This is a genomic window from Gardnerella vaginalis (assembly GCF_001546485.1).
Classification (GTDB): domain Bacteria; phylum Actinomycetota; class Actinomycetes; order Actinomycetales; family Bifidobacteriaceae; genus Bifidobacterium; species Bifidobacterium vaginale_D.
In genome coordinates this window covers 60,202-85,366 of the sequence record NZ_KQ956867.1, presented here as the reverse complement: position 1 = coordinate 85,366, position 25,165 = coordinate 60,202, and the positions used below count along the sequence as shown (strand labels likewise).

General features: G+C 42.3%; 15 protein-coding genes and 1 tRNA gene. 14 read left to right on the top strand and 2 right to left on the bottom strand.

Going from position 1 to position 25,165, the window contains the following annotated elements:
• Nucleotides 1-244: 244 nt before the first annotated feature.
• Entirely contained in the window at nt 245-1,255 is a 1,011-nt protein-coding gene (adhP, locus tag HMPREF3208_RS04505; RefSeq protein ID WP_016636606.1) for an alcohol dehydrogenase AdhP, read from the bottom strand.
• 366 nt (nt 1,256-1,621) lie between these two features.
• Here adhP and HMPREF3208_RS04500 point away from each other — a divergent pair.
• The 4 genes from HMPREF3208_RS04500 to HMPREF3208_RS04485 all read left to right on the top strand — a co-directional run bounded on the left by HMPREF3208_RS04500 (nt 1,622) and on the right by HMPREF3208_RS04485 (nt 9,600).
• Nucleotides 1,622-1,697: transfer RNA gene (locus tag HMPREF3208_RS04500), tRNA-Gly, on the top strand.
• A 332-nt stretch (nt 1,698-2,029) separates the two neighbouring features.
• On the top strand, nt 2,030-5,407 hold the full coding sequence (locus HMPREF3208_RS04495; protein WP_064347419.1) for a tetratricopeptide repeat protein: 3,378 nt from the start codon (nt 2,030-2,032) through the stop codon (nt 5,405-5,407).
• 136 nt (nt 5,408-5,543) lie between these two features.
• Nucleotides 5,544-8,462 carry an NAD-dependent DNA ligase LigA gene (ligA, locus tag HMPREF3208_RS04490; RefSeq protein WP_016636609.1) on the top strand — a complete coding sequence of 973 codons (2,919 nt, stop codon included), beginning with the start codon at nt 5,544-5,546 and terminating at the stop codon, nt 8,460-8,462.
• Nucleotides 8,463-8,466: 4 nt separating this feature from the next.
• Nucleotides 8,467-9,600, top strand: coding sequence for an Mrp/NBP35 family ATP-binding protein (locus HMPREF3208_RS04485; RefSeq protein WP_016636610.1), 1,134 nt, complete (start codon nt 8,467-8,469; stop codon nt 9,598-9,600).
• Between the two features lie 113 nt (nt 9,601-9,713).
• Here the strand turns inward: HMPREF3208_RS04485 and HMPREF3208_RS04480 are convergent, their stop codons facing one another.
• Nucleotides 9,714-11,084, bottom strand: a complete 1,371-nt coding sequence (locus HMPREF3208_RS04480; RefSeq protein WP_016636611.1) for a DUF349 domain-containing protein — start codon at nt 11,082-11,084, stop codon at nt 9,714-9,716.
• A gap of 95 nt (nt 11,085-11,179) precedes the next feature.
• Here HMPREF3208_RS04480 and hisS point away from each other — a divergent pair, with 95 nt between their 5' ends.
• From hisS to HMPREF3208_RS04430, 10 genes are all read left to right on the top strand, one after another.
• Entirely contained in the window at nt 11,180-12,580 is a 1,401-nt protein-coding gene (gene hisS, locus HMPREF3208_RS04475) for a histidine--tRNA ligase (RefSeq protein ID WP_064347417.1), read from the top strand.
• 92 nt (nt 12,581-12,672) lie between these two features.
• Nucleotides 12,673-14,469, top strand: a complete 1,797-nt coding sequence (gene aspS, locus HMPREF3208_RS04470; RefSeq protein WP_064347415.1) for an aspartate--tRNA ligase — start codon at nt 12,673-12,675, stop codon at nt 14,467-14,469.
• Between the two features lie 188 nt (nt 14,470-14,657).
• Nucleotides 14,658-15,428, top strand: a complete 771-nt coding sequence (locus HMPREF3208_RS04465; RefSeq protein ID WP_032814368.1) for an amino acid ABC transporter ATP-binding protein — start codon at nt 14,658-14,660, stop codon at nt 15,426-15,428.
• Nucleotides 15,429-15,501: 73 nt separating this feature from the next.
• Nucleotides 15,502-16,335: a glutamate ABC transporter substrate-binding protein gene (locus HMPREF3208_RS04460; RefSeq protein ID WP_050567760.1), complete on the top strand. Its 834-nt coding sequence runs from the start codon at nt 15,502-15,504 to the stop codon at nt 16,333-16,335.
• 1 nt (nt 16,336) lies between these two features.
• On the top strand, nt 16,337-17,014 hold the full coding sequence (locus HMPREF3208_RS04455) for an ABC transporter permease subunit (RefSeq protein WP_016636616.1): 678 nt from the start codon (nt 16,337-16,339) through the stop codon (nt 17,012-17,014).
• A gap of 5 nt (nt 17,015-17,019) precedes the next feature.
• Nucleotides 17,020-18,162 (top strand): amino acid ABC transporter permease, encoded by a 1,143-nt coding sequence (locus HMPREF3208_RS04450; protein WP_032818717.1) that lies wholly within the window; start codon nt 17,020-17,022, stop codon nt 18,160-18,162.
• 224 nt (nt 18,163-18,386) lie between these two features.
• The gene (locus HMPREF3208_RS04445) at nt 18,387-19,814 is read left to right on the top strand and encodes a UTP--glucose-1-phosphate uridylyltransferase (protein ID WP_016636618.1); all 1,428 of its coding nucleotides are present in this window, start codon (nt 18,387-18,389) and stop codon (nt 19,812-19,814) included.
• Between the two features lie 295 nt (nt 19,815-20,109).
• Complete coding sequence (locus HMPREF3208_RS04440) at nt 20,110-22,035, top strand: helix-turn-helix transcriptional regulator (protein ID WP_016636619.1); 1,926 nt, start codon at nt 20,110-20,112, stop codon at nt 22,033-22,035.
• Nucleotide 22,036: 1 nt separating this feature from the next.
• The gene (locus HMPREF3208_RS04435; RefSeq protein WP_016636620.1) at nt 22,037-22,375 is read left to right on the top strand and encodes a hypothetical protein; all 339 of its coding nucleotides are present in this window, start codon (nt 22,037-22,039) and stop codon (nt 22,373-22,375) included.
• A gap of 226 nt (nt 22,376-22,601) precedes the next feature.
• Nucleotides 22,602-25,103 carry a DEAD/DEAH box helicase gene (locus HMPREF3208_RS04430; RefSeq protein WP_419471011.1) on the top strand — a complete coding sequence of 834 codons (2,502 nt, stop codon included), beginning with the start codon at nt 22,602-22,604 and terminating at the stop codon, nt 25,101-25,103.
• The last annotated feature ends 62 nt before the right edge of the window (nt 25,104-25,165 follow it).

Genomic DNA, 25,165 nt, shown 5'->3' with positions numbered 1-25,165 from the left:
TGTATTGCAAGGCCTAAGACATGATTTCTTACCACTTTTTATCTATACACTCCCACCCCAAAAAATGCATGGTGATTGTTGAATAAGGGGATTAGTTTAATTTAAGCAGACGTGAACAGCAAAAAGCGTGTGAAGAAAAAACTCAAAGGCTTTCCTTCACACGCTTAACTACCTTTCTATAATCGCTTTTTTACTTTTTTACTTTTTACAAATTCCTATCAGAAATCTTTTCTAAAAATCCTTGTCAGTGCGAAAGATCAATAACCATGCGGCCACGAATCTTGCCAGCAAGCATTTCATCAAAGATATCGTTAATATCTTCCATCTTGCGCATACGGCATTGTGGCACAACCAATCCTTCAGCACCAAACTGGAAAGCCTCAGCCAAATCCTTACGCGTTCCAACAAGGGAGCCTACAAGACGAATGCCGTCAAGTACCAAGCGTGGAATGCTGAGTTCCATATCCTCTGGAGGCAAACCGACAGCAGCAACCGTACCGCCTGCACGCACTGAATCAACAGCAGTATTAAATGCAGCTTTGCTTACAGCAGTTACAACAGCGCCATGAGCTCCGCCAACCTTCTTCATAGCAAACTCAGCAACATCTTCCTTTAACGGGTTCACGCACAAATCAGCGCCATACTGCTGAGCAAACTCAAGTTGTGCATCATTCACATCAACAGCAATAACATGAACGCCAAAAACTTTCTTAGCATATTGCAAAGCAAGATTACCTAAACCGCCAAGACCAAAAAGAATCAGCCATTCGCCAGGGTGTACGCCAGATTCCTTAATTGCCTTGTATGTCGTTACGCCTGCGCACGTAATGGAGCTTGCAGGAGCAGGATCCAAACCTTCTGGAACTTTTACAGCATAATCAGCAGCAACAATGCACTGTTCAGCCATACCGCCATCAGCAGTATAACCAGCGTTTAACACACTGCGGCACAAAGTCTCACGACCTGTAGTGCAATATTCGCAGTGACCGCAGCCCTTGAAGAACCAAGCAACTGATGCGCGATCTCCAGGCTTCAAAGTGGTTACGCCAGGTCCAACCTCACGAACAATACCAATACCTTCGTGACCAAGTACCACGCCAGTTTTATCGCCAAAATCTTGATTCTTTACGTGAAGATCAGTATGGCATACGCCACAGCACTCCATATCAAGCAGCGCTTCACCGAACTCGAGTGGGCGCAATTCCTTCTCAACAACCTGAGCTTTCTTATCCTTGGTTGCAACAATAGCCTTCATAGAGACCTCCTTGTTCTATTTGTCCTCGTTTCTTCATTGGTTAAGGACAACGGCTACGTCTATTTTACATAACTTTTTACAGATTTTGCAAAAAATATTATTTTTTATATGCGAATTGCAATAAAAAATAATTCTGTTCAAGAAGAATCACAAATAAAACAAGAATTGTTTAAAAAATTACAAAAAACACCAATTAATAATCATCAACACACATCCATGCACATTACAGCATTACTTATAACAATACAATTATTTTCAACACACCGTTAAACCGTTGGAAATTAAGGAAAAATAACATTCTTACAAACATGAAACATGGAGGATTTGCAATTCTCACAAATATAGACTAAAATAACCATTTGTTTTGCGGACATAGCTTAGTTGGTAAAGCGCAACCTTGCCAAGGTTGAGACCGCGGGTTCGAGTCCCGTTGTCCGCTCCATGTAATGTCTCAGCGGATATGTCCTCATATTTCGCTGAGATTTTTTTATTTTCTATCACATGTCTCAGCGTATATGTCCGCTTTTAGTCTAGAAACTTTCATTTCAAGTGGTAAACTAAGTTCGTTTTGGGAAATAACCCGAAACACGTAACAAAAACTAGAAACATAGATTTCCACAATTCAGCAACATTCATGCATCAAACATGCTTTTCCTATATACTACTTGTATACGAACTATAATGTAACGAGTACAGGCAATGCTTAGTAATTAAACGTTGTACAAAAACGTTGTACAAACCGCAAAGTGGTGCCGAATTGAAAGAACGGGGATTATGACTGACGACGTGCAATCTAATGAACAGACATCTTCTGAGAAAGATCGTACGTCAATCATGATAGATGCTATTAACTCATTGTGGGAACAAGGGAAAATTACGGCTATTCCTGCTTTCACTCAGCATCACATTTTCCATGATTTTCCAGGATTACCTGCAAACACACAATTAGCTTGGTTTAGCATTCCAGGAAAACAATTTGGTGTCGCCATTGGTTTATGCAAAGATGACGGAAAATACTTCCGCCAACTCGCGATTGCTGATGAAGATGGCAGAGTATATACAGGAGACACAGTAACTCCTGCAGAAGCTATTGAACGTCTACCACAATTGTCACTAATTGAGCAAGGATCTTTCGATTTACGCAACAAGACTCGATTCTACGGCTCAAATACGAAACCATCGTCACATAGCGTTGCGCACCTATATCGCAGCATATTGCAAAATCTACGTATTACAAAATATAAACAACATTTGCAAGTAGTAAATAATCAAAATACTAACAATGCATCTATTGTGTATGGCGATATTGTAATGCAAGTTTCACTAAATGATGGTTTGCGACAAGTTGCTTCATGGCTATGCTGTGGACAAGGAAAGCACAAAAAATATACACTCGAAAGTACGCGAGTATTATTACCAGATTCCTTGCGTTGTAATCTTTCGTACGCCGATGCTATTGCTACAGCATTTTTCGCAACATTTTTCATACCAGATTTACACCAAAGTTTAACTGGCTTCGGATACTACCACGTATTACACCGATTACACACTGAAGCTCCTCTTGGTGCAATCAGAAGAAGCGTAAGCGATATTCAAAACGTACGCAAAGAAGGTTTACGAGTTTCAGGCTTGGAATCTTACTATGAGCGTGTTATGCATGATGTTGGCGCATTAGAACCAACTCATGGTTTAGAAGCTGTTCACGGAGCTGAAAGACTGCATCTACAGGAAGCTCAACGAACCTCAGCACACTACTTAATTTGGGATGACTCACTTGAACCTGCTGCGGCACTCAAAGTTTTACGCATTGAAGGAGCTCTTAACAGACTGCAAGCAATTTACCAATGCTTGCAAACTAACGCTTCGCAGGGCGGAAAAAGTTTAGAGGACAACGTTACTTGTGAGCGCATTGCTGCTATTGATAATGCAATAATTGATGACCCTGCTTTTATTGCAAGTGAATCTTTAGGCATGCAAAACTTTGGTAGTCCGCTACAAGATGACAATATTCGTCCACTCATGTACTTGTGGCGCAAGGCACGTAAATGCCAACAGTCTGCTTCATATTTGAAGCAAGATGAAGCAGGGGAATGGTTGTATCGTCAGTCTCTTTCTGAACTTATACGTAGCTTGTATTTGCCATTCCGTTTTGACACTGATTTTCGATCCAATCTTAGTGATGGGAAAGTTGCACTTGCATTCACCGCTACTGGCGCATCGCTTATGCCTGTATACAAGTATGATGCTGAAAACCTTGCGTGGCACAAATACAGTAGTATTGAAAAGTCGATTATGGCAACAAATTACAATTTGCGCATCGGTATTATGTTAGCAACGCTCGCCTTTGGTATAGACGAAAAAATACAGGAAGTTTCCATCCGGCTTGATTCTGTTGGATTAGAAGAAATGGTTGCTGCTCAAGATAATGCTATTAGTAATTTGCTTACTAAAACGCTGAGAGCGCTTAATACTATGAGCAGTGATGCAACACCTGCAAAAGGCGATCCAAAAGACGGTGACGTTCATGGAGACCCCGCGCAATTGCAAGATTTGCAACATTTGCCTTTCGCGGATGTAGTAGAAGCTGCACAATCGTTAGTGGATTCGCATACTCATGATTTAACGAATGCTATTACAAGTGAGCATAATGACGAATCTTCAGAAACTGATAGTCTGAATAATGGAAACGATGAGTCAAACTCTCATGTAGCATTGCCTGATACTCATCAAACAAATACCATGAGTATTTCGCATGTTTCACAAGCGTTGCACGACAACGAAAACAATGACAATGGTGAAAATAATGCGAATCCTTTAGCGGCTTTTAGTGAACCTCCTGAAATACGAACGCTTATGACGGTGACTTTTAAGCGCGAAAGTTTTATACAATACATTCGTTCACATGGTTTACAAAATCCAATAGTATTGTACGAAAAATCTCACGCAAGTATGCATATACTCAACAGTGGTGCTCTTGGTACTGTTGACGCGTCCTTCGACCTGCATGATACTTCTTTTGCGCCACATGGAGCTCAAGAAGAACCTGAATTTTCCGATACTATATTCGATCAAGATCAAGAAGATGTTTTAGGAACAGATCACGCACAAGGGCTTTCTATTCAGCGAGAAGATTTGTTACAACAGGCTGTTGCTGATTTCCACCATATTGCAGCACAGCCAATGCTTACAACTGCTGAAAAAGCTCGAGAAGCTATGAACATTATTGAGCATATCGGCGACCCGGAACTGAGTGCACAAGCTGATAATGTAACACGAGCACTTATTGACGAAACAGTAATACCGGAACTTTCTTTTAAAACTTCGCAAGATATACGAGCAATGCACGTACATGCTCAAGAACAGCTTATAGAAGGCGATATTAAGCATGCGATTGACGAATATGAGAAAAATATTGCTAAATTTGATGCAATGTTTGCAGTAGAAAACACTGTGCCACGGTACTTTAATTCTTATGCTGAGCGCGTTGTTTACAACCGCTTATTTGCTACTCCAGATGAACATACACTGCTTATTCCAGACGGATTATTCTACGCACACATGGAACTTGCAGATTTACTATCTCAGCTACATCAGCATGATGCAGCTCTTAATCATTTGAATAGCATGGTTGCTTATGCGCCAACATATGCGTTATCTCATTTGCGATTAGCTGCAGCATTATCTCAACAAGAAGATTGGTCGTCAGTTATAGCAGCATGTTTAAACGCATTGCGCGTATCGTTTGACAAAGATGATGCTGCATTTGCGTACTACAGGCTAGCGTATGCTGCATGGATGCAAGATAGGTTCACACTTGCAGCAAGCGCATACCGTATGGCTAGTTATCTTGCTCCTGGTAGAATCGATCCGCTACAGATGGAACTTGATGAGTTGCTTTCACGCATGCGTTCGCAGTGTTATAAAGCTCCAGCTAATATGGATGAAGTGCAGCAATATTTCAGGAATGATGATATTCCTGTTTGGCCTAATATTGAAGCAAATCATATTATTAGTAAAGCTGCAAAACTTACTGTTGACGATGGTATGTTTGTGATTGCAAGAACATTGTGTGTTGCCCATATTCGTATGACACTGCACGAGGATTTGGAAGGCGCTGTACAATCGCAATTTTTGCGTTCACTACATGCTTAGCACGCGCAAAATGACAGCGCAAAGCAGGCTTATAATGAGCCTTACAATCTGCATACTGCGTATAAAAACGTTGCAGTAGCAGTCGTCATAGAGAGCGAATGAATATTAATTAATATTGAGCCGAAAGGGGATTTTCATGAGTGTGGCTCACGATGATACAACATCGCAAAGTGTACAGTGGACGCTTTTTGATGATTTTGATGAGCAAACTGCTACTCATGAAACTGCAGAAAAATCTACGCAAACACAGTCTGCTCGCATACAATCTACTCAAGTTCAAAACGCGAAACATAACGAACAACAACACAGTCAGCAAACTGATGCAAGTCGAACCAAAGAAACACATGTTTGGAATCTTAACGAGGATACTGATACTTGGATTGCTAGTCTTGAACCTACAGACGCAGATGCTCTAGCTCTTTCAAAGCTACAGCCTGCCACACTTACAACGGAGCAAGCTGCTCGATTATGGGCGAAATTAGCTGCTTGGACACAATCCGATCAAATCGCATACTATGTTGAGGATGCGCCAACGAGTTCAGATGCAGCATACGATGCTCGCATACGTACGTTAAGTGCATTAGAAGCTGCATTTCCAACGCTAGACACGCCTCAATCTCCAACGCACCGCGTAGGAGGAACTTTTTCTAATGATTTTGCTTCTGTAAAGCACCCTTCGCGCATGATGAGTCTGGATGATGTTTTTTCTCTTGACGAATTGCATGATTGGTACGATAGTGTGTTGCGCGACTTGCACTGGCCTGAGTCAAAACCTTTACCAATGACGTGCGAAGTAAAAATTGATGGGCTTGCACTGAATCTTATTTATAGAAACGGCACTCTTGAGCAGGGTCTTACTCGTGGAGACGGCGTAACAGGTGAAGATATTTCACTCAATGTGAGAACAATTGAAGCAATACCTACGCAACTTCATGCTGAAAATCCTGACGATATTCCTGAATTTGTAGAAATCCGCGGGGAAGTGTTCATGAAGTGGGCTGATTTTCGTAAGCTTAACGAAGATCAAGAAAATGCTGGGAAAGCTCCTTTTGCTAATCCTAGAAATGCTGCAGCAGGTTCGCTTCGTCAAAAAAATCCGCGCATAACTGCGACTCGAAGATTAAGTTTTTTCGCACACGGATTAGGTGAGCTTCAATGGAAAGAAAACACGAGTCATATTCATAGCGAAACAACGTTTAATCAATCCGACGCGTATAAGTTTTATCAACAATGGGGAATACCAGTTTCTCCATATACGCGCAACGTTTCCAATTTCGCTGAAATTCAAGACATGATTGACTATTATGGCGAAAATCGTGCCAAAGTTTTGCACGCTTTGGATGGGATTGTAGTTAAAGTTGATGATCGTGCTTTGCAACGTCAACTAGGAGCAACTTCTCGCGCACCACGCTGGGCCATAGCATATAAATATCCTCCAGAAGAAGTGAACACTGTTCTCAAAGATATTGTTGTTCAAGTTGGAAGAACAGGAAGAGTTACACCAGTAGCCGTACTAGAGCCTGTAACAGTAGCCGGGTCAACCATTTCGCGAACAACGCTTCATAATGCTTACGAAGTTGAGCACAAAGGCGTACTCATTGGTGACACAGTCGTAGTTCGTAAAGCAGGCGACGTAATTCCGGAACTAGTCGGACCAGTGCTTAAAGCGCGCGAAGGGCGAGAAAACCAGTTACGTAAATTCGTTATGCCAGAATATTGTCCATCTTGCGGCACAAAATTAGCTCCTGCAAAAGAAGGAGATAAAGATATTCGCTGCCCAAATGTAGAAAATTGCCCAGCTCAGCTTACTGAGCGCATTATCAATTTAGCTTCTAGGCAAGCTTTCGACATTGAAAATCTCGGGGAAGCAGCTGCTTTAGCGTTAACTAATCCGGAAGACTCTAGACCTACTACCGCTGAAGTTTATTGCAAAGATATTGACAAAATAGTTACCCGTCGCGGTGAAACCCCAAAACCATATATTCCACAAACCGTATTACCACTTCCAGAACCACAAAAACCTGTATTAAAAAGCGAAGCTGGGATTTTCAACATTACTGCAAACGACTTGCGAAACGTAAAAGTATGGAAAGAAATACCTCATATCGAAGAATGGGAAGAAATTGATAAGGACGGAAAATTACGGAAACACACCAAAAAGGTTGGTGGCTCAGGCTTATGGAGGCAAGTAAATGCTTTCTGGACTCGTACTCTTACAGCATCATATGTTGAGAGAAGTAGTACAGAAAACGCAACCAATGAAAGTATGGCTGACAAAAAGGCAACACAAGAGCAACCTCAAGAATCGTGGAATCCTCAATACCCGCAGTTCCATGTTCCAGCAGATGCTTATGTTAACGGCACTACAGACAAACGCATCAAAAAAGATGGCGAAACTATAATAGTTAAAGCACCAACTTACTCAAGACCTTCAGAAACCACACGTTGCATGCTCGAAGAAATCACCCAAAAAGGCAAAAATGCGCCACTATGGCGCGTGCTAGTGGCTCTTTCTATACGCAGACTAGGACCTCCAACAGCAAGGCTTATTGCTGCGCGATTCCACTCGCTTGACAATATTGCTCACGCAACAGTAGATGAACTTACCAACATTGATGGAGTAGGATCGGAAATAGCGCAAACTGTTTATGACTGGTTCCAAAAAGCCCAATTGGAGAACAATTGGCGTGGCGAAGTACTTAACGCGTGGAAAGCAGCTGGCGTAGTTGGTAGAATCGAAACTTCAACACTACCACAAACATTATCTGGCAAAACTGTTGTTGTTACTGGAACTTTGCAAGGATTTACTCGAGACACTGCAAAAGAAGCGATTGTATCTCGAGGAGGCAAAGCTTCAGGCTCAGTAAGCAAAAACACATATTGCGTAATTCTTGGCGAAAACGCTGGTTCTAAAGCAACTAAAGCGCAAGAACTTGGTATTCCAACGCTTACCGTACAGCAGTTTAACATTCTGCTAGAAACCGGCAGTGTAGAGACTGCGTTACAATCAACAGATCAACCTGAGCTTACTGTTGATACTAGCAAGGAACATTAACGTAATGAATAACACAAGCGAACTCGAAACACGCGTTTACGATTTGCTGGGTAGCGTTATTGATCCAGAATTAGGACGTTCAGTTACAGAACTCAATATGGTAACTGGCGTGCACGTTAAAGAAAAAATTGAAGCATCAACCAAAATTAAACCAACTTATGATGTAGAAATTAACCTTGAGCTCACTGTACCAAATTGCCCATTAGCAGAAATTATTACAGGACGAGTTCAAGACGTTGTAGCTCAATATCCTCAAGCAACACTGATACCTCATGTTGTTGCTACTGCTATGAGCAAAAGTAAGTTAGAAAAGCTAGTAGCAGATTTAAAAGCTGAGCGTAAAGAAAACCCGTTTAACAAAGCTGGCACACGCACACGAATTTTCGCTATTGCTTCCGGTAAAGGTGGCGTTGGTAAATCTTCGATAACTGCTAATTTAGCCGCAACTTTTGCCGCACTAGGTTATGATACTGCAGCTATTGACGCTGACGTATATGGGTTTTCTTTACCGCGCATGTTCGGCATCAACTCACAGCCTACAAATCTTAATGGCATGCTGATGCCAGTGGTTGGTTGGGGAGTAAAGCTTATTTCAATTGGCATGTTTGCTGGCACTGATCGCGCAATTTTGTGGAGAGGACCGCGTTTACAGCGTTCACTGGAACAATTTCTTTCGGACGTATGGTGGGGAAACCCAGACGTTTTACTACTTGATTTAGCTCCAGGCACAGGAGACATGGCATTAGCAGTGGCACAATCTTTACCAAGTGTTGAACTTGTTGTTGTTACCACTCCACAACCAAGTGCATCAGACGTGGCAGTAAGAGCAGGGCTGATGGCTCTACAAATTCCGGTAAGTGTGCGTGGAGTTGTTGAAAATATGAGCTGGTTTGAAAATAATGGCGAACGCTTAGAAATATTCGGTTCCGGCGGAGGAAAAAGAGTCAGCGAACAACTTTGTAATGCTCTCCACAGCAACGTACCTCTTTTAGCTCAACTTCCATTTGACCCGATGCTCAGGGAAATCGGCGAGTGCGGACGTCCAGCAGTACTCAATGAAAAAGGCAAACTAGATGATTCCCAATTAGCTCGTACTTTCGTAAAACTTGCTCAATCGTTAATAGAAAAATCTGAATAAAGAAAATATTCGGAAAATAATAATAAAAATAAGTATGGGGCCACTTGATTCTTCAAGCAACCCCATACTTTCTTTCAATTTCTTAGAACCTGTTGATTCTGTTATGAAGCAAATTACTTAATAGCATTCAACCACTGCTCTTTAGTAGCTTTTTCAGCTTCCAACTTAGCTTTACGCTTTGCATCACTTTCTTTAGCAATTGCGGCATCAAGTTCATCAAGCTGTGCCTGCAACTGCGAAGCAAAACTAGACTTACGAGCGTTAGCTTCAGGATCAGCATCCCTCCAAGCAGCTTCCTCAACAGCCTTAATCTTCTTATCAACATCATTCAGGCGTGTTTCGATGCGACGCATATCCTCACGAGGAACGTACCCAATAGCATCCCACTCTTCTTGAATTGCAGACAATGCTTTACGAGCTTTCTTAGCAGCTTCCTCATTTTCGACAGGTAGCAGAGCTTCAGCTTTTGCAAGCAACGCTTCCTTCTTAGCAAGGTTCTCGTGCTCTCCAGCGTTCATCTTTTCACGATCAGCTTGACGTGCGTGATAGAAAGCATCCGCAGCTTCACGGAACTTAGTCCACAAAGCATCATCATGCTGACGACCCGCATTTCCTGCTTTCTTCCAACGATCCATCAATGCATTAAACTTCATAGAAGTTTCACGCCAATCTGTAGAGCTCTTGAGTGCTTCTGCCTCAGCAATAATAGCTTCCTTAAGCTGTTTAGCATTATTGCGCACATGCTCACGCTCTTTAACCCAAGAATTACGAGCTTGAGAAAATGCAGAACGCGCTTTAGAGAAGCGCTGCCACAAAGCGTCAGCGTCAGCCTTATTTAAATGAATAGTTGTACGCTGATGTTCCTGCCACTCATCAAAAAGAGCACGCAACTTATCATTGAGTTCACGCCAATTTGTTGACTCACTCATGTGGGCGACTAATGCTTCAGCACGTTCTACTATATTTGCTCGCTCCTTGAGAGCTTTCTCAAGAGCTTCTTTACGCGCTTTCGCAAGTGCTTCTTTCTTTTCATCACCCTTTGCCTTTAGCTCGGCGTGTCGTGCACGCAAAGCAGCAAGATCACCAACAGCCGCAGGATTTTCTAATTCAGTTTGCAAAGCATGTAACGTTTCATCAATTTCTTTTGCTTTGACGTTAGAAGATTCCAGTCTCTTAGCAAACAAATCAAGCTTAATTTTCAAATCAAGGTAACGATGAATATAGAAAGTTAAAGCCTCTTCAGGAGTACCAGTAGAATACTGACCGACTTCACGTTCAGCACCATTTTCACGAACATATACGGTACCATTTTCATCAACACGACCAAAGTTTTGTGCCGATTTAATATCCTCTTCACTATAGGAAATAGTTGGAGCTTGCGCAACAACACGAGCCTTATGAGCAAAGCTAGCTGGTGATGGCACATGCGGCTTTGGTGTGGCATTGGATTGGATAGTTTCTTCAGGTTTAGTCTGTTCGGTCACGGGACGACTCCTTACAGCAAATGCATAATAACAGTGTTACGAATAAGTATGACGGTAAGCCATGATTTTCCGCAACACCACCTATTATAGTGGACATGGTACAAGGCTCATCAATATCAGGTTTCCCTGAATGGCTTCCTAGTGAACGCGCTGTTGAACAGCAAGTAATCGATACACTACGAGAAGTCTTTGAACTCAACGGTTTTATTGGCATTGAAACACGTGCCGTTGAACAGGGTTCAAGTTTACTAAAAAAAGGTGAAACCAGTAAAGAAATTTATTTATTATCAAGATTGCAAGAAGTTGGTCACGAATCTGACACTCCTGTAGAAGAACGAATTGGCTTGCATTTTGATTTAACAGTTCCGCTTAGCCGTTACGTTGTTGAGCATACGGGTGATTTAGCATTCCCGTTCAAACGTTGGCAGATGCAAAAAGTTTGGCGAGGGGAGCGACCTCAAGAAGGTCGTTTCCGCGAATTTGTGCAAGCAGATATTGATGTAGTTGGTAATGGTGATTTGCCAGCTCATTATGAAGTTGAATTACCATTAGTTATGGTTGAAGCTCTTGAACGCTTACGCAAATTTGGTCTCCCTAAAGCAACTGTACACGCTAATAATCGCAAACTTTCTGAAGGTTTTTACCGTGGCATTGGCTTAACAGATATAGAGGGCGTACTTCGCGAAATCGATAAGCTTGACAAAATTGGTGCCGAAGAGGTGTCAAAGCTTCTCATAAAAGAGTGTGGAGCTACAGATTCTCAAGCTGCAGCATGCTTAGAATTAGCAGAACTTACTGCGGAAACAGGCGAAGAATTAAAATCTCGTTTCGACGCATTATGTGATAAGCATGATATTTCTCGAAGCGAAGATAATGAATCGTATGTTTTAGCCTCAGAAGGTGTTGAAACGCTTGCGATGATTGTTGACGAAGCAGCACGTATTCGTCCAGGTGCCGTTGTTGCTGATTTAAAGATTGCTCGTGGACTTGATTATTACACTGGTTCAGTTTACGAAACTTTCCTTGATAACGCAGCATCGCTTGGTTCTATTTGTTCTGGAGGACGTTACGATAATCTTGTTTCACAAGGCAAGAAAAAGTATCCGGGTGTAGGTCTTTCAATCGGCATGTCACGTTTACTTTCCTACATGCTCCATACAGCAGGTGCTACAGTTTCTCGCGTTTCTCCTGCTGCAGTAATGGTTGCAGTATGGAATGAAGAAGATCGTCCCGCATGCAATGAAATTGCTAGAAAGCTTCGCGAACGCGGTATTGCAGCTGACGTCGCACCAACTGCAGCGAAACTTGGTAAACAAATCAAATATGCTGACAAACTGGGCATTCCTTACGTATGGTTCCCAGCGGATAGTACTGAATCTGACTCCGCTCATGATGAAGTAAAGAATATTATTACGGGTGACCAAGAATCTGCAGATGCCACGTCGTGGCAACCGGATACTGTTTATGCCCGGCAGACAGTTTCATGCGCTCAATAATATTCTCGCGAATTTGCCTGAATACTGCGCGTAAAATTATGTCAATAAAACAAATGAATATATCAATATTAGAACGTAGAGGAAGTGGACTTATGAGCCAGACGGCGTATCGTACACATCATGCCGTTGAAGTGACTGAGAACTTGGTCGGGCAGAAAGTGACCATTGCTGGTTGGGTTGACCGTCGCCGTGATCACGGTGGAGTTGCCTTCGTTGATGTCCGTGATAACACAGGCTTAGTGCAGGTTGTTATTTATGATGAAGAAACTGCTCGTCCGTTACGTAGCGAATTCGTTGTACAAGTAACTGGCGAAGTTCGTTTGCGCCCAGATGGTAACGAGAATGATCATCTAGCAACCGGTAAAATTGAGATTGTTGCAGAAACAGTTACCATTCTTGCAAAGTCTGATGCCTTACCATTCCAAGTTTCTACAGCTTTGGAAAACGAGTCCGAAAACAAGCTTCCTAGTGAAGATGTTCGTTTGAAGTATCGTTATCTTGATTTGCGTCGCCCATCCATGCAGCGCAATTTGAAATTGCGTTCCGATATGGCTAAGGCTGCTCGTCACGCTTTGGAAGATATGGACTTTACTGAAGTTGAAACACCAACATTTATTAAGTCCACTCCAGAAGGCGCACGCGACTTCGTTGTTCCAGCACGTTTGGTTCCAGGCTCTTGGTACGCACTTCCACAGTCTCCTCAACTTTTAAAGCAGTTGCTCATGGTTTCTGGCGTCGAACGCTACTATCAGCTTGCGCGCTGCTATCGCGATGAGGACTTCCGTGCCGATCGTCAGCCTGAGTTCACTCAGCTCGATATGGAAATGAGCTTTGCAAGCCAGGAAGATGTTATGGCTATGGCGGAGCGCGTCATTGCGGCTATTTGGAAGGAAGCAGGTCATGAGATTACTCTTCCTTTGCCTCGTATTACATGGCAGGAAGCTATGGATAAGTACGGCTCCGATAAGCCTGATTTGCGTTTTGGTAACCCTCTTATTGAGTTGACTGACTTCTTTAAGAACACTCCATTCCGCGTATTCCAAGCTTCTTACGTTGGCGCAGTGCTCTTTAAGGGAGGCGCTGCAACTCCTCGCCGCCAGTTTGATGCTTGGCAGGATTGGGCTAAGCAGCGTGGCGCTAAGGGCTTAGCTTATGTAGTCTTCGGCGAAGATGGCGAGCTGAAAGGTCCTGTTGCTAAGAACCTTAGTGAAGAAGAACGCGCAGGTTTGAAAGAAGCTGTTGGCGCTGAAGATGGCGACGCAGTGTTCTTTGCAGCTGGCTCTCGCGAATCTTCCCAGCTTTTGCTTGGCGCAGTACGCGTTGAACTTGCTAGCCGCGCAGGATTACTTCACCCAGATGAGTTTGCTTTTACTTGGGTTGTTGACTTCCCACTGTTTAAGCGCACGGATGATCCAGATGATGACGATGTTGCTGTTGGTCACTCAAAGTGGACTTCTATGCACCATCCGTTTACCATGCCATCTGCTGATTGGATTGATAAGTTCGATAAAGATCCAGAGCACGCCATGAGCGATTCTTACGATATTGTTTGCAACGGTAACGAGATGGGCGGTGGCTCAGTTCGTATTCACCGCGATGATATTCAAGATCGTGTTTTGAACGTTCTTGGAATCGATAAAGCAGAAGCAGACGAAAAGTTTGGCTTCTTGCTTGAAGCATTTAAGTACGGTGCTCCACCTCACGCTGGTATTGCTTTGGGTTGGGATCGTACTGCTGCAATTTTGGCAGGTGCAAGCTCAATCCGCGACGTCATCGCTTTCCCTAAGGCTGGTGGCGGTCGTGACCCTCTAACTGGTGCTCCAGCTCCAATTTCAGACGAACAGCGCGCAGAAACTGGTGTTGACTACGATCCAGAAGAAGACGAGTAAATAGTTACTTGTAAAATTTAATTGTTACGAAGCCGTTGATTGTTGGTTTAATAATCGCAATTAACGGCTTTATTTGTAACGTAAGAGTTACAAAACGTAACGATAGTGATAAATAACCGTAACACAGTTTAGCTAGACTTCTTGTTATGGATAAGCAAGTATCAAAGTCAAATCCAAACGCCGAGGATATGACTATTAGCACTGCTAAAGTGCAACAAGCGGCAAATCCCCTCGTTGAATTAAGCCATGTTGAAAAACATTTTGGGAAATTGCATGTGCTTAAAGATATTAACCTTACCGTTAATAAAGGGGAAGTTTTAGTTATTATCGGTCCATCTGGTTCTGGTAAATCAACCATGTGCCGTACTGTCAATCGTCTAGAAACCATTGATTCTGGCGATATTCGTATCGATGGCATGCCACTTCCGCAAGAAGGTAAAGAACTTGCCGCTTTGCGTGCAGAAGTTGGCATGGTATTTCAATCGTTTAATCTCTTCGCAAACAAAACGATTCTAGAAAATGTAACACTTGCTCCAATGAAAGTTCGTCACATGGATCAGCAGAGCGCTGAATCCTTAGCTATGGAACTACTTACTAGAGTAGGCGTTGATAGTCAAGCGCAGAAAATGCCTTCACAGCTTTCAGGTGGTCAGCAGCAACGTGTAGCCATTGCTCGAGCTCTCGCTATGCAACCAAAAGTCATGCTTTTTGATGAGCCAACTTCTGCTCTTGATCCAGAGATGGTGAACGAAGTATTGGATGTTATGGTTGAGCTCGCTAAAGAAGGTATGACCATGATTTGCGTTACACACGAAATGGGATTTGCTCGTAAAGCTGCAGATCGCATCGTGTTCATGGCTGACGGTCAAATCCTTGAGCAGGGTACTCCTGAAGAATTCTTCGAGCATCCAAAAACCGATCGAGCTAAAGATTTCCTTTCCAAGATTCTCACGCACTAATAGTGCTTTTTCAATTTCGTTTTAGCTTAAACGCCAAAACATGCGAAAAACAGTTCTTATGAAGGGAAAAGATATGAAAATATTACATAATCGCATTTTTCGTGCGATATTAGCAGTACTTTGTACAGTTTGCTGCGTCATGCCTCTTACAGCATGCGACCGCAGCGACGGTAAAAAAGTAATACGAATTGGCATTAAGTTTGATCAGCCGGGCTTGGGCTTCAAAAAAGCCGGAACTTACGTAGGTTTCGACGTTGACGTTGCTAAATATGTTGCCAAAAAGCTCGGGTATTCGGAAGATCAAATCGTATGGAAAGAATCACCATCTAAGCAGCGCGAAACAATGCTTCAAAACGGTGACGTCGATATGATTGTAGCAACATATTCGATTACGGACGCTCGCAAGAATATCGTATCTTTTGCAGGACCATATTTCGTTGCTGGTCAAGACTTATTAGTTCGCAAAGATGAGCATAAGGTGAGCGGTCCAAACGATTTAGACGGAAAGCGTTTATGTTCAGTATCTGGCTCAACATCTGCAATCGTTATTAAAGAGAAGTTCTCTTCAAAAGTGCAACTTATGCAGCAACCAGGTTATGCTGAGTGCGCAACTGCACTATTCTCGGGCATTGTGGATGCTGTAACTACCGACGATATTATTCTCGCAGGTTTGGCAACCGCTTCACGAGGTCGCTTAAAGCTTGTTAACAAACCATTTACCGCAGAATATTACGGCATTGGAATCAAAAAAGGTAACACTCGCTTAGCAAAGCGAATTAATGCAGCCTTAAAAGACATGATGCGTAACGGCTCGTGGAAGCGAGCGCTAAACGACAATTTGCGCGGAACTGGTTTTAAACCAAATGCTAAGTATAATCCGCCAATTCCTCAAGAAGGGGAGAACTAACATGCAAGATTTCGTGCAACTTTTTAGTTCCTACAATATTCCAGGAGCCTTCTTGGTTAATATTGAAATCACATTGTGGAGTGTACTTTTTTCCACCATTATTGGCGTAATACTTGTTACTATGCGCATTTGCCCAGTTTCGTCTCTGCGCATGGTCGCAACTGCTTACGTTGAATTGTTTAAGAACATGCCTCTTACAATTATCATGGTTTTCATGGTTTTAGGTGTGTACGCTCAGCTTAAACTGGGATTCTCATCAATTTTTGAAGTGAATTTCTTCTGGCTTGCAATTACTGGCTTGTCTCTGTACACGGCAGCATTTGTGTGTGAATCTTTAAGATCCGGACTTAATACTGTACCTGTTGGTCAGGCTGAAGCTTGCCGTGCTCTCGGTTTGAATTTCTTCCAGTCTGCAACGCAAGTTATTTTGCCACAAACTTTCTGCGGTTCCGTAGCACCATTAGGCAATACGTTTATTGCGTTGCTGAAAAATTCCACAGTTGCTGCAGCAGCTTCTGTTGCTACAGAGACTTCCACTATGATGAGCGAGATGATTGAAAAACATGCGGATTTAATTGTTCCAATCTTCTTAATCTTCGCCTGCGGATACATCATTCTCATTATTCCTATCGGCATTTTGACAACGTATCTGTCTAACAAGCTTGCAGTGAGAAGGTGATAGCGATGGCTAAACAACGTGAACAATCATTATTATTTGATGCTCCTGGTCCAAGAGCACTTAAAAAAATTAGAATTGCAAATATTATTGCAGCTTGCGTATTTGCTATTTGCGTTATTGCTTTACTCATGCGACTAAGCAATCCTCCTGAAGGAGAAAATCAGCTTTCTTGGGTTTTATGGAATCCAGCATTAGAGTCCGAAGCTTGGATTGATTTCTATTTACCAGGCTTATGGATGACACTAAAAGCATCCTTGCTAGCAGTAATTGGCTCTATTGTTTTCGGTTTATTCTTTGGATTATGCCGTTTGCTACCGAATTTTATTATTCGTAGCGCTTCTGCAGTAGTCGTTGAATTTTGCCGAGCTGTGCCAGTGTTAATGCTGATGATTTTCTTGTGGCGAGCTTTTGCGCTTTCCGGAATGAAAGAGGCTTCATATTGGGCTGTAGTGTTGGCATTGATTATGTATAACGGCTCCGTGGTTGCAGAATTAGTGCGGTCTGGCGTTGGTAATTTACCAAACGGTCAGCGTGAAGCTTCACTAGCGTTAGGTTTAAGCGAGTATCAGTCTCTTACGCAAATTGAAATGCCACAGGCTATTATTGCTATGATGCCAGCAGCTGTAACTCAGCTTGTAGTTGTCCTCAAGGATACTGCACTTGGTTCAATTATTATGTACACTGATTTGCTCCAAGAATCTCGCCGACTTGGATCAATGTACTTTAATATTTTGCAAACCTTAAGCGTCGCAGCAGTTATTTACTTCTTAATTTGCCTTGCTTTGTCTTGGTTCGCAGAATGGTTGCCTTCGCATTTGAAGAATCGCACTGCAGCGCCAACAGAAGCGGATCCAGTTGCACCAATCGCAATTATGGATCCTTCTAACGTAAACCAGATGGCAGTGGCTGACGAAGTTAAAGAGCTACCTTATGGTGGCACACCTCGTAAGTATCACGTTCATCATCGTGGCACAAACGCTTCTATTCATCATTGGCGTCATACACGCTACTTGCAGGGTTATGATGAGCATCATCTAAAAACTGGTGATGAAACAGAAGAAAATAGTAAAAATACTACAAAAAGTAATCGCAAGGATAATGCAAAAAATACATCAAAACATCATCTTAAAGATGATCCAAAAGCATAATCCGTAGCGAATTCATAAGCGTAGTCAATAACATTGTTTATTGACTACGCTTTTTATTTTTTAATACTCAGTAGAAGAATACGTAGTCGTAATAAAACTCAACCTCATGAACAAAATAATGGAACAGTAATAATCACGTAATACGTTTACAGTGAAGCACGTTTGCGAACAGCCGTACAAATCGCTAAACTGTTAAGGTCACATGCATACGAGGAGGCTATTACATGGATGACGCATTTGAGTTGTCCGCCGCAAAGATGCGCGAACACAATATGAGCGATACTGCTATTGAACAATTTGCTCACTTGTACGATGTATGGCGAAACGATCAATCAAGTGAATTTATTCGAGAGAATACAGTAGAACCAATAAAAACTGTGCCAACCTTCCATGAAATTTACGAAACTATTGACCACGATAAAGCTGTAAATGCATTCGCTAAAACAGCGTTTATTAAGCTTAATGGTGGTTTGGGAACTTCTATGGGATTGTCCTGCGCAAAATCCTTACTGCCTGTCCGTAGGCATAAAGCACGGCAAATGCGTTTTATAGATATTATTATTGGTCAAGTTCTTACAGCGCGTCAGCGTTTAGGAGTTGAGCTTCCTCTTATTTTTATGAATTCTTTCCGAACTTCACACGATACTTTGCAAGTGCTTAAACGCAACCGCAAATTTACGCAAAACGATATTCCTGTAGAAATTATTCAGCATCAAGAACCTAAATTAGTAGAAGAAACTCGAGAACCAGTTTCACATAGCAATGATCCTTCTCTTGAATGGTGTCCTCCAGGGCATGGAGACATTTTCTCAACACTTTGGGAATCTGATCTGCTGCACATTTTGCAAAAGCACGGAATTAAGTATTTATTTATTTCAAATTCTGACAATTTAGGCGCCAGACCTTCTCGCACTCTTGCGCAGCATTTTGAAAATACAGGCGCTCCAATCATGATTGAAGTAGCGAAACGTACCCAAGCTGACCGTAAGGGTGGTCATATTGTTCGGGATGCACAATCTGGGCGTTTAATACTTCGTGAAATGACACAGGTTCATCCTGAAGATCGTAGAAGCGCACAAAGTATTAAAAAGCATCCATATTTTAATACTAATAATATTTGGGTTCGCGTCGATGCGTTGCAAAAAAAGCTGGAAGAATACAACGGCATTTTGCCACTACCCGTTATTTGCAATCGAAAAACTGTTGATCCTACAGATAGCAACAGCACGCCGGTAATCCAATTAGAAACTGCTATGGGCGCTGTAGCTTCATTATTTGATGATGCAATTTGTGTAGAAGTTGACCGCATGCGATTCTTGCCAGTAAAAACCACTAACGACTTGTTTATTATGCGTTCAGATCGCTTCCATCTTACTGATTCTTACGAAATGGAAGATGGTAACTATATCTTTCCTGACATAGATTTAGATCCGCGATATTACAAAAATATCAACGATTTTAATGAGCGTTTCCCATACTCTGTGCCTGCATTAGCAGCAGCAAAATCAGTAACTATTCGAGGTGACTGGACTTTCGGCAATCAAGTCTCTATGTTTGCTGATGCAGTGTTAGAAGATACAGGAGAACCAAGTTATGTGCCAAATGGAGAGTTTGTAGGACCGCAAGGAATTGAGCCAGATTCTTGGGTGTAATACCATAATATGCGCATGCTGTGGCTTTCTAGGCTCGTAAGAAATACAATTCCCACGAAAGTTAATATGGCGTGTCGCATGAAAATGGCGTATTTTCAACGTTGTTGCTGTGCGCGTGAATAAAAAATCGAGAAATATCACAACTTTTTTGAAAAATGTCCACACGTACCGCAAAACACCATTAAAATAGAATAGCGTGTGCAATATAACGCAAGAAGTAAATCTGCAACACAGCGATACTTTATGCGCAGCACATATATATATAAACAGAACTAATAACGATACGTGAGGACTAATGGTAGAAGGAAGCAACGGAAGGCGACGTTTTTCCGACAAATGGGGCAAACACGAGCTTGATGTGCTCGCTGTATTGTCTTCCGCATTCCCGCAATGGCTGACTTCGCGGCAAATTGCGCAACGCGTAAAAGCATATGCAGATTCATATGGTGAGCTTGCAGATCAAGCAGCTAAAGCAGCGTTCGCAAAACAATTCCAGCGTGACCGTGCAAAGCTCGCTGCTATGGGTATCGCAATTGAATCTAGGCAACCTGAGTATTCTTCAAAGTCAGAAGGTCAAGATTTTGCGTCGTATCGTTTGCAGTTGGGTGATGAGCCTCGTGTGCGTCTGCGCTTCGATCAAGCGGAGTTGCCAGTATTAGCAGCTGCGAATTATCTTGCTCGTTCTATGTCTATTTCTTCGCTCGAATCCGATCAGCATGAACAGCAACGCACTTCTCGTACGGCTCCTCGCGTTCCACAAACACCGATTCCAGGGTTAGGTTTGGATTCTATTGCTCCAGGTCTTGGCACTCAGACACTACCTGACTCTTTGGTGAAAGTTATCGATTCGCGTCGTTTTGCAGCAACAGTAGATGTTGATGGGGAGCATTTAAACGTTGCTTATACAGATGCTGATGATTTAGCAATGTTTGTATTGGAGCATCCTGGTTCAAGTGTGGTAAGTCCACAGGAAGCTGTTGATGCATTCCATCGTCGCTTGCATGCAGCAGTTGAATTTGCTTCCTACGATGAACAAGAACAGTCAATTGATGCAGAAAATAGTGTAGAAGTAGCACGAGGTACTTCAGATACTCAAGAGAGTGACACTAGTAAAGCACATTCAAAGAAAGGTTCATCGTTCCAAACTGGCAGTGAAGTAGATCGTCGTTTGCGATTAATGCTGTTCTTATCTGCACATCTTGGTGAAGAATTCCCGTTAAATGAGCTTGCAGAACGTTTTATTGGTAAACCGAAGAATGATGATGAACTTCATCGTTTTGTTACTATTCTTCACAAAGATATTAATACACTAACCACCGTTTCTGATGATGGTGAAATGGCTGGAAGTCAATTCTTCGATATTGATTGGACTCTTCTTGAGAACGAGAATATTGTTTCTGCTACAAATTCTTTGGGCTTAGAACGTCTTGCTGGTATTTCGCAACAGTATTTGAGTATGCTCACAGCATCAGCAAATTATTTGGCTCATTCATTGCTTTTGCCTGTTGAACAGCGCGAACAGGCAGAATCGTTATATAAGCGTCTTCGTCGCCATGTGCTGCCAGGGCAAACACCATGGCTAAGTCTAACTGGATACGAGATTGAACCTCGTAATTGCTCTATTGTGCGCAGCGCTATTAATACTCAATCGCTGTTAGATATGGAGTACACTGATGGAGCCGGACGTATTCGTCGTAAGATTGTAGCGCCTTCAAAGATTTATGTTGATGAAGGCGTGTACTACGTTGCTGTGTGGACTGATGTTGAGCAGCAGACGCCAGAAGATAAGCGCGAATTTGTTACTAAAGACACGACGATTAATAAAGCTAACGGTTTGCCTCGTATTTGGCAAGTTTTGCGTGTAGCACGTATTGAGCGTGCAGAAGTTGTGTCACCTGTTTCTCCAGTGACGATTCCTGACGTGCCAGTTAGCGAACTACGTAAGTGGAGTTTTGATAATGGTACAGAAACATGCTTTATGACTGATGAAACAGAGTTGAATTTCTTAAAGAATCTTTCTGGCGCTACTGTAGAACCTTGCGGCAACGGTGTAAAAGTTCGTCTTACTGTTTCGTCAGATTCTTGGTTTGTAGCTTTTTGTATTGCGCATGCACGACATATTACCGCTGTTGCTCCAGAAACATTGCGCAGCATGATTATTGCTCGTGCGCAGCGTGAATTAAGTGTTAATCACGCTGATAACGCAAATACGGAGGAGTAGTATGCCGTGGTGGATTTGGCTAGTCATTACAATGTTTATGCTATGCATGATTGCTGCCGGAATAGTGGTAGTTGTTTTAAGTGCAATGCGACTAGCCAAGACTTGCTTTAGTTTTACAGATAGTGCAGCCTCTAAGTTTGAAGCCTTAAACGAGACTCATGAGAACGACGACGAGCCTACAGATCCTCTTTTTACGTTGCCTATTCAAAAATCTGCAGAACGCTATGAGCGTACTAGAGAAAAGGTTGTTGAGCGTCATCAACATATTCGCGAAATTCATCGCGCAATATGGCTGCATTGGGATAAAAAATCGTTACGTGAAGAAGATATTCAACTATAGCTGTTGATAGTAAGATGCGCGTTTTGCAATACCTACTTAGTATTGCAACTTTCTTCGTTCCGTAATTTTATGAGAAAGCGATATGTTGTTTATGTCTCATTCATCGCGGTTGCAAACTAGCAAATCTTGTGCGAATAACACGAATGATTGTGAACATAATAATGTTGCACTATCTCCAGCACAACGTTTTGCTGCTTTTCGCAACGTAATACAACGTGAACACTCAATGGCGGCACGCTTTGAGCATTCACTCTCTTTTAATCTTGACGACTTTCAGCATGAAGCGATTGATGCTTTAGAAGCTGGTGATAATGTTTTAGTTGCAGCTCCTACAGGTGCTGGAAAAACCGTTGTTGCAGATTTTGCTGTTTTCCTTGCTCAACAACGTAATATAAAAGCATTTTATACTACACCAATTAAAGCTCTCAGTAATCAAAAATATCATGATTTTTGCGAACTGTACGGCACTGACAAAGTGGGCTTATTAACGGGGGATACTTCTGTAAATCCTGAAGCCGACATTGTTGTGATGACTACCGAAGTTTTGAGAAATATGCTATATGAGCATTCGATTACGTTGCAATCTCTTGGCTTTGTTATTTTAGACGAAATTCATTATTTGGCAGATAAATTCCGCGGCGCAGTGTGGGAAGAAGTTATTATTCACCTTCCAACATCGGTAAAAATTATTGGGTTGTCAGCAACGGTTTCAAATGTTGAAGATTTTTCTGCATGGCTTGAATCTGTGCGTGGAAAAACTCATTTGGTTGTTAACGAGCATAGGCCTGTGCCTCTTGAAAGACATGTTGTTATTCAAGAAGATTCTGAAACGGAGCCTGAATTACTAGATTTGTATGATCATGACTCAAAAGGCAATATTACTCAACGCGTCAACCCAACGTTAACTAGAAAACTTAACGATTGGGAGCATAGAGCGCGTCGTCGTAAAGAGTCGTACAGCGATAGTAAATACCGCTATAGAAAAGGTAAGAAGCACGTTGTTAAAAGGGGAGTGGCTGAGACAGATACATCTGCTCGTCGTCATACTCCTAAACGCTGGGCTGTTATTGACGAATTAGATTACTTAAGGATGCTTCCTGGAATTTACTTTATCTTTTCTCGTTCAGGATGCGATCAAGCTGTCCAGCAATGCTTGAATGCTGGATTAATACTGACGTCTGATGAAGAAATGTATGAAATTCGCAAAATTGTTGACAACATGGTCGCCAATCAACTTTCAAAAGACGATTTACATGCACTTTCTTTTGAACGTTTCCGTTTTGCACTTGAGCAAGGATTTGCAGCACATCATGCTGGAATGATTGCACTATTTAGGCATATTGTTGAAACACTGTTCGAGCGTGGACTTATTAAAGTTGTTTTCGCTACTGAAACACTAGCTTTGGGCTTAAATATGCCTGCAAGAAGCGTTGTTGTAGAAAAGCTAGTAAAGTTTGATGGCACAGGACACGTGCCTCTTACTCCAGGCGAATTTACTCAGCTTACAGGACGTGCTGGAAGGCGCGGAATTGATGATATTGGCCACGCTGTGCTTGTAGATCACGCTGATTTTGTACCTCAACAAGCTGCAGCACTTTCTAGTAAACGCGTGTATCCTTTACATTCTAGTTTCGTACCAACGTTTAATATGGCTGTGAATTTGCTTCATTCCAGCGATGCAGACACTGCTAGAACTACACTGGATCGTTCTTTTGCACAATGGGAAGCTAATGCCTCCGCACAACGTTTACATGAACGCATGAGCAAGCTTGAAGAAGCACTCAAAGGTTATGAAGAAGCATTCCATTGTGATCAGGGCAATTTTGCTGAGTTTTTGGAGCTTAGAATTAAACTTAAAGATGCTCAACATGAGCAACGTCGTAAACTTAAACATACCTTATTCCATACTGATGCTGAACGTACTGCAGCCTTTAAAGCATTAGACGCAACCATTGAACGTTTACGTGAACAGGAACGCACACATCCGTGCGCTGGCTGCTCAGATATTCAGCAGCATTTGCGTTGGGGATACCACTGGATGCGCGAGCATAAAGAACTTGAACAAGTGCGTGAACGCTATGAGTCTCGCACTGGTTCTGTAGCACGCACGTTTGACCATATTTGCGATGTGCTTACGTATTTGAACTATTTGCAACCGGCAAGTGCCGATAAACGCAACAACATAATATCTCTTACCAATCGCGGGCAACTGTTACGAAGATTGTACAATGAGTTAGACATCGTGTTTGCTGAAGCTCTTTGTGAAGGGATCTTTAATAATCTTACTCCGCTTGAGTTGTTATCTTGTTTATCAGCATTGGTTTATGAATCTCGAGGCCCTTCTGGCGGAGAGCCTCGAAGGTATCCTGGAGGAGAAGATGGAACTGTATTTACTACAGTTTTGCACATGAAAGAACTCTTTATGCGTATCAGCGCTTTATGCGCTAATGCACATCTGCCTGTGTTACGACCGCTTGAATTTGGTGCTGTAGACATTATGTACGATTGGGCTAATGGTGCTGATTTGGCTGAAATTATACGTAATACCGACATTACTGGCGGTGATTTTGTGCGCCAAGCAAAACGCCTTATTGATTTGCTTACTCAGCTTGCTAATGCAGGAGAATATTTACAAAACATTGATGGTGTTGACGACCATCTTGCTTCATCTGCTCACGAAGCTGCGAAACTTATAAATCGTGGCGTTGTAGCGTATTCAGATGTATAACAATATATGGAAATTACTATGCTAAGAATTGATAGGCGTAATTATCTCGTCCGTGCAATTCG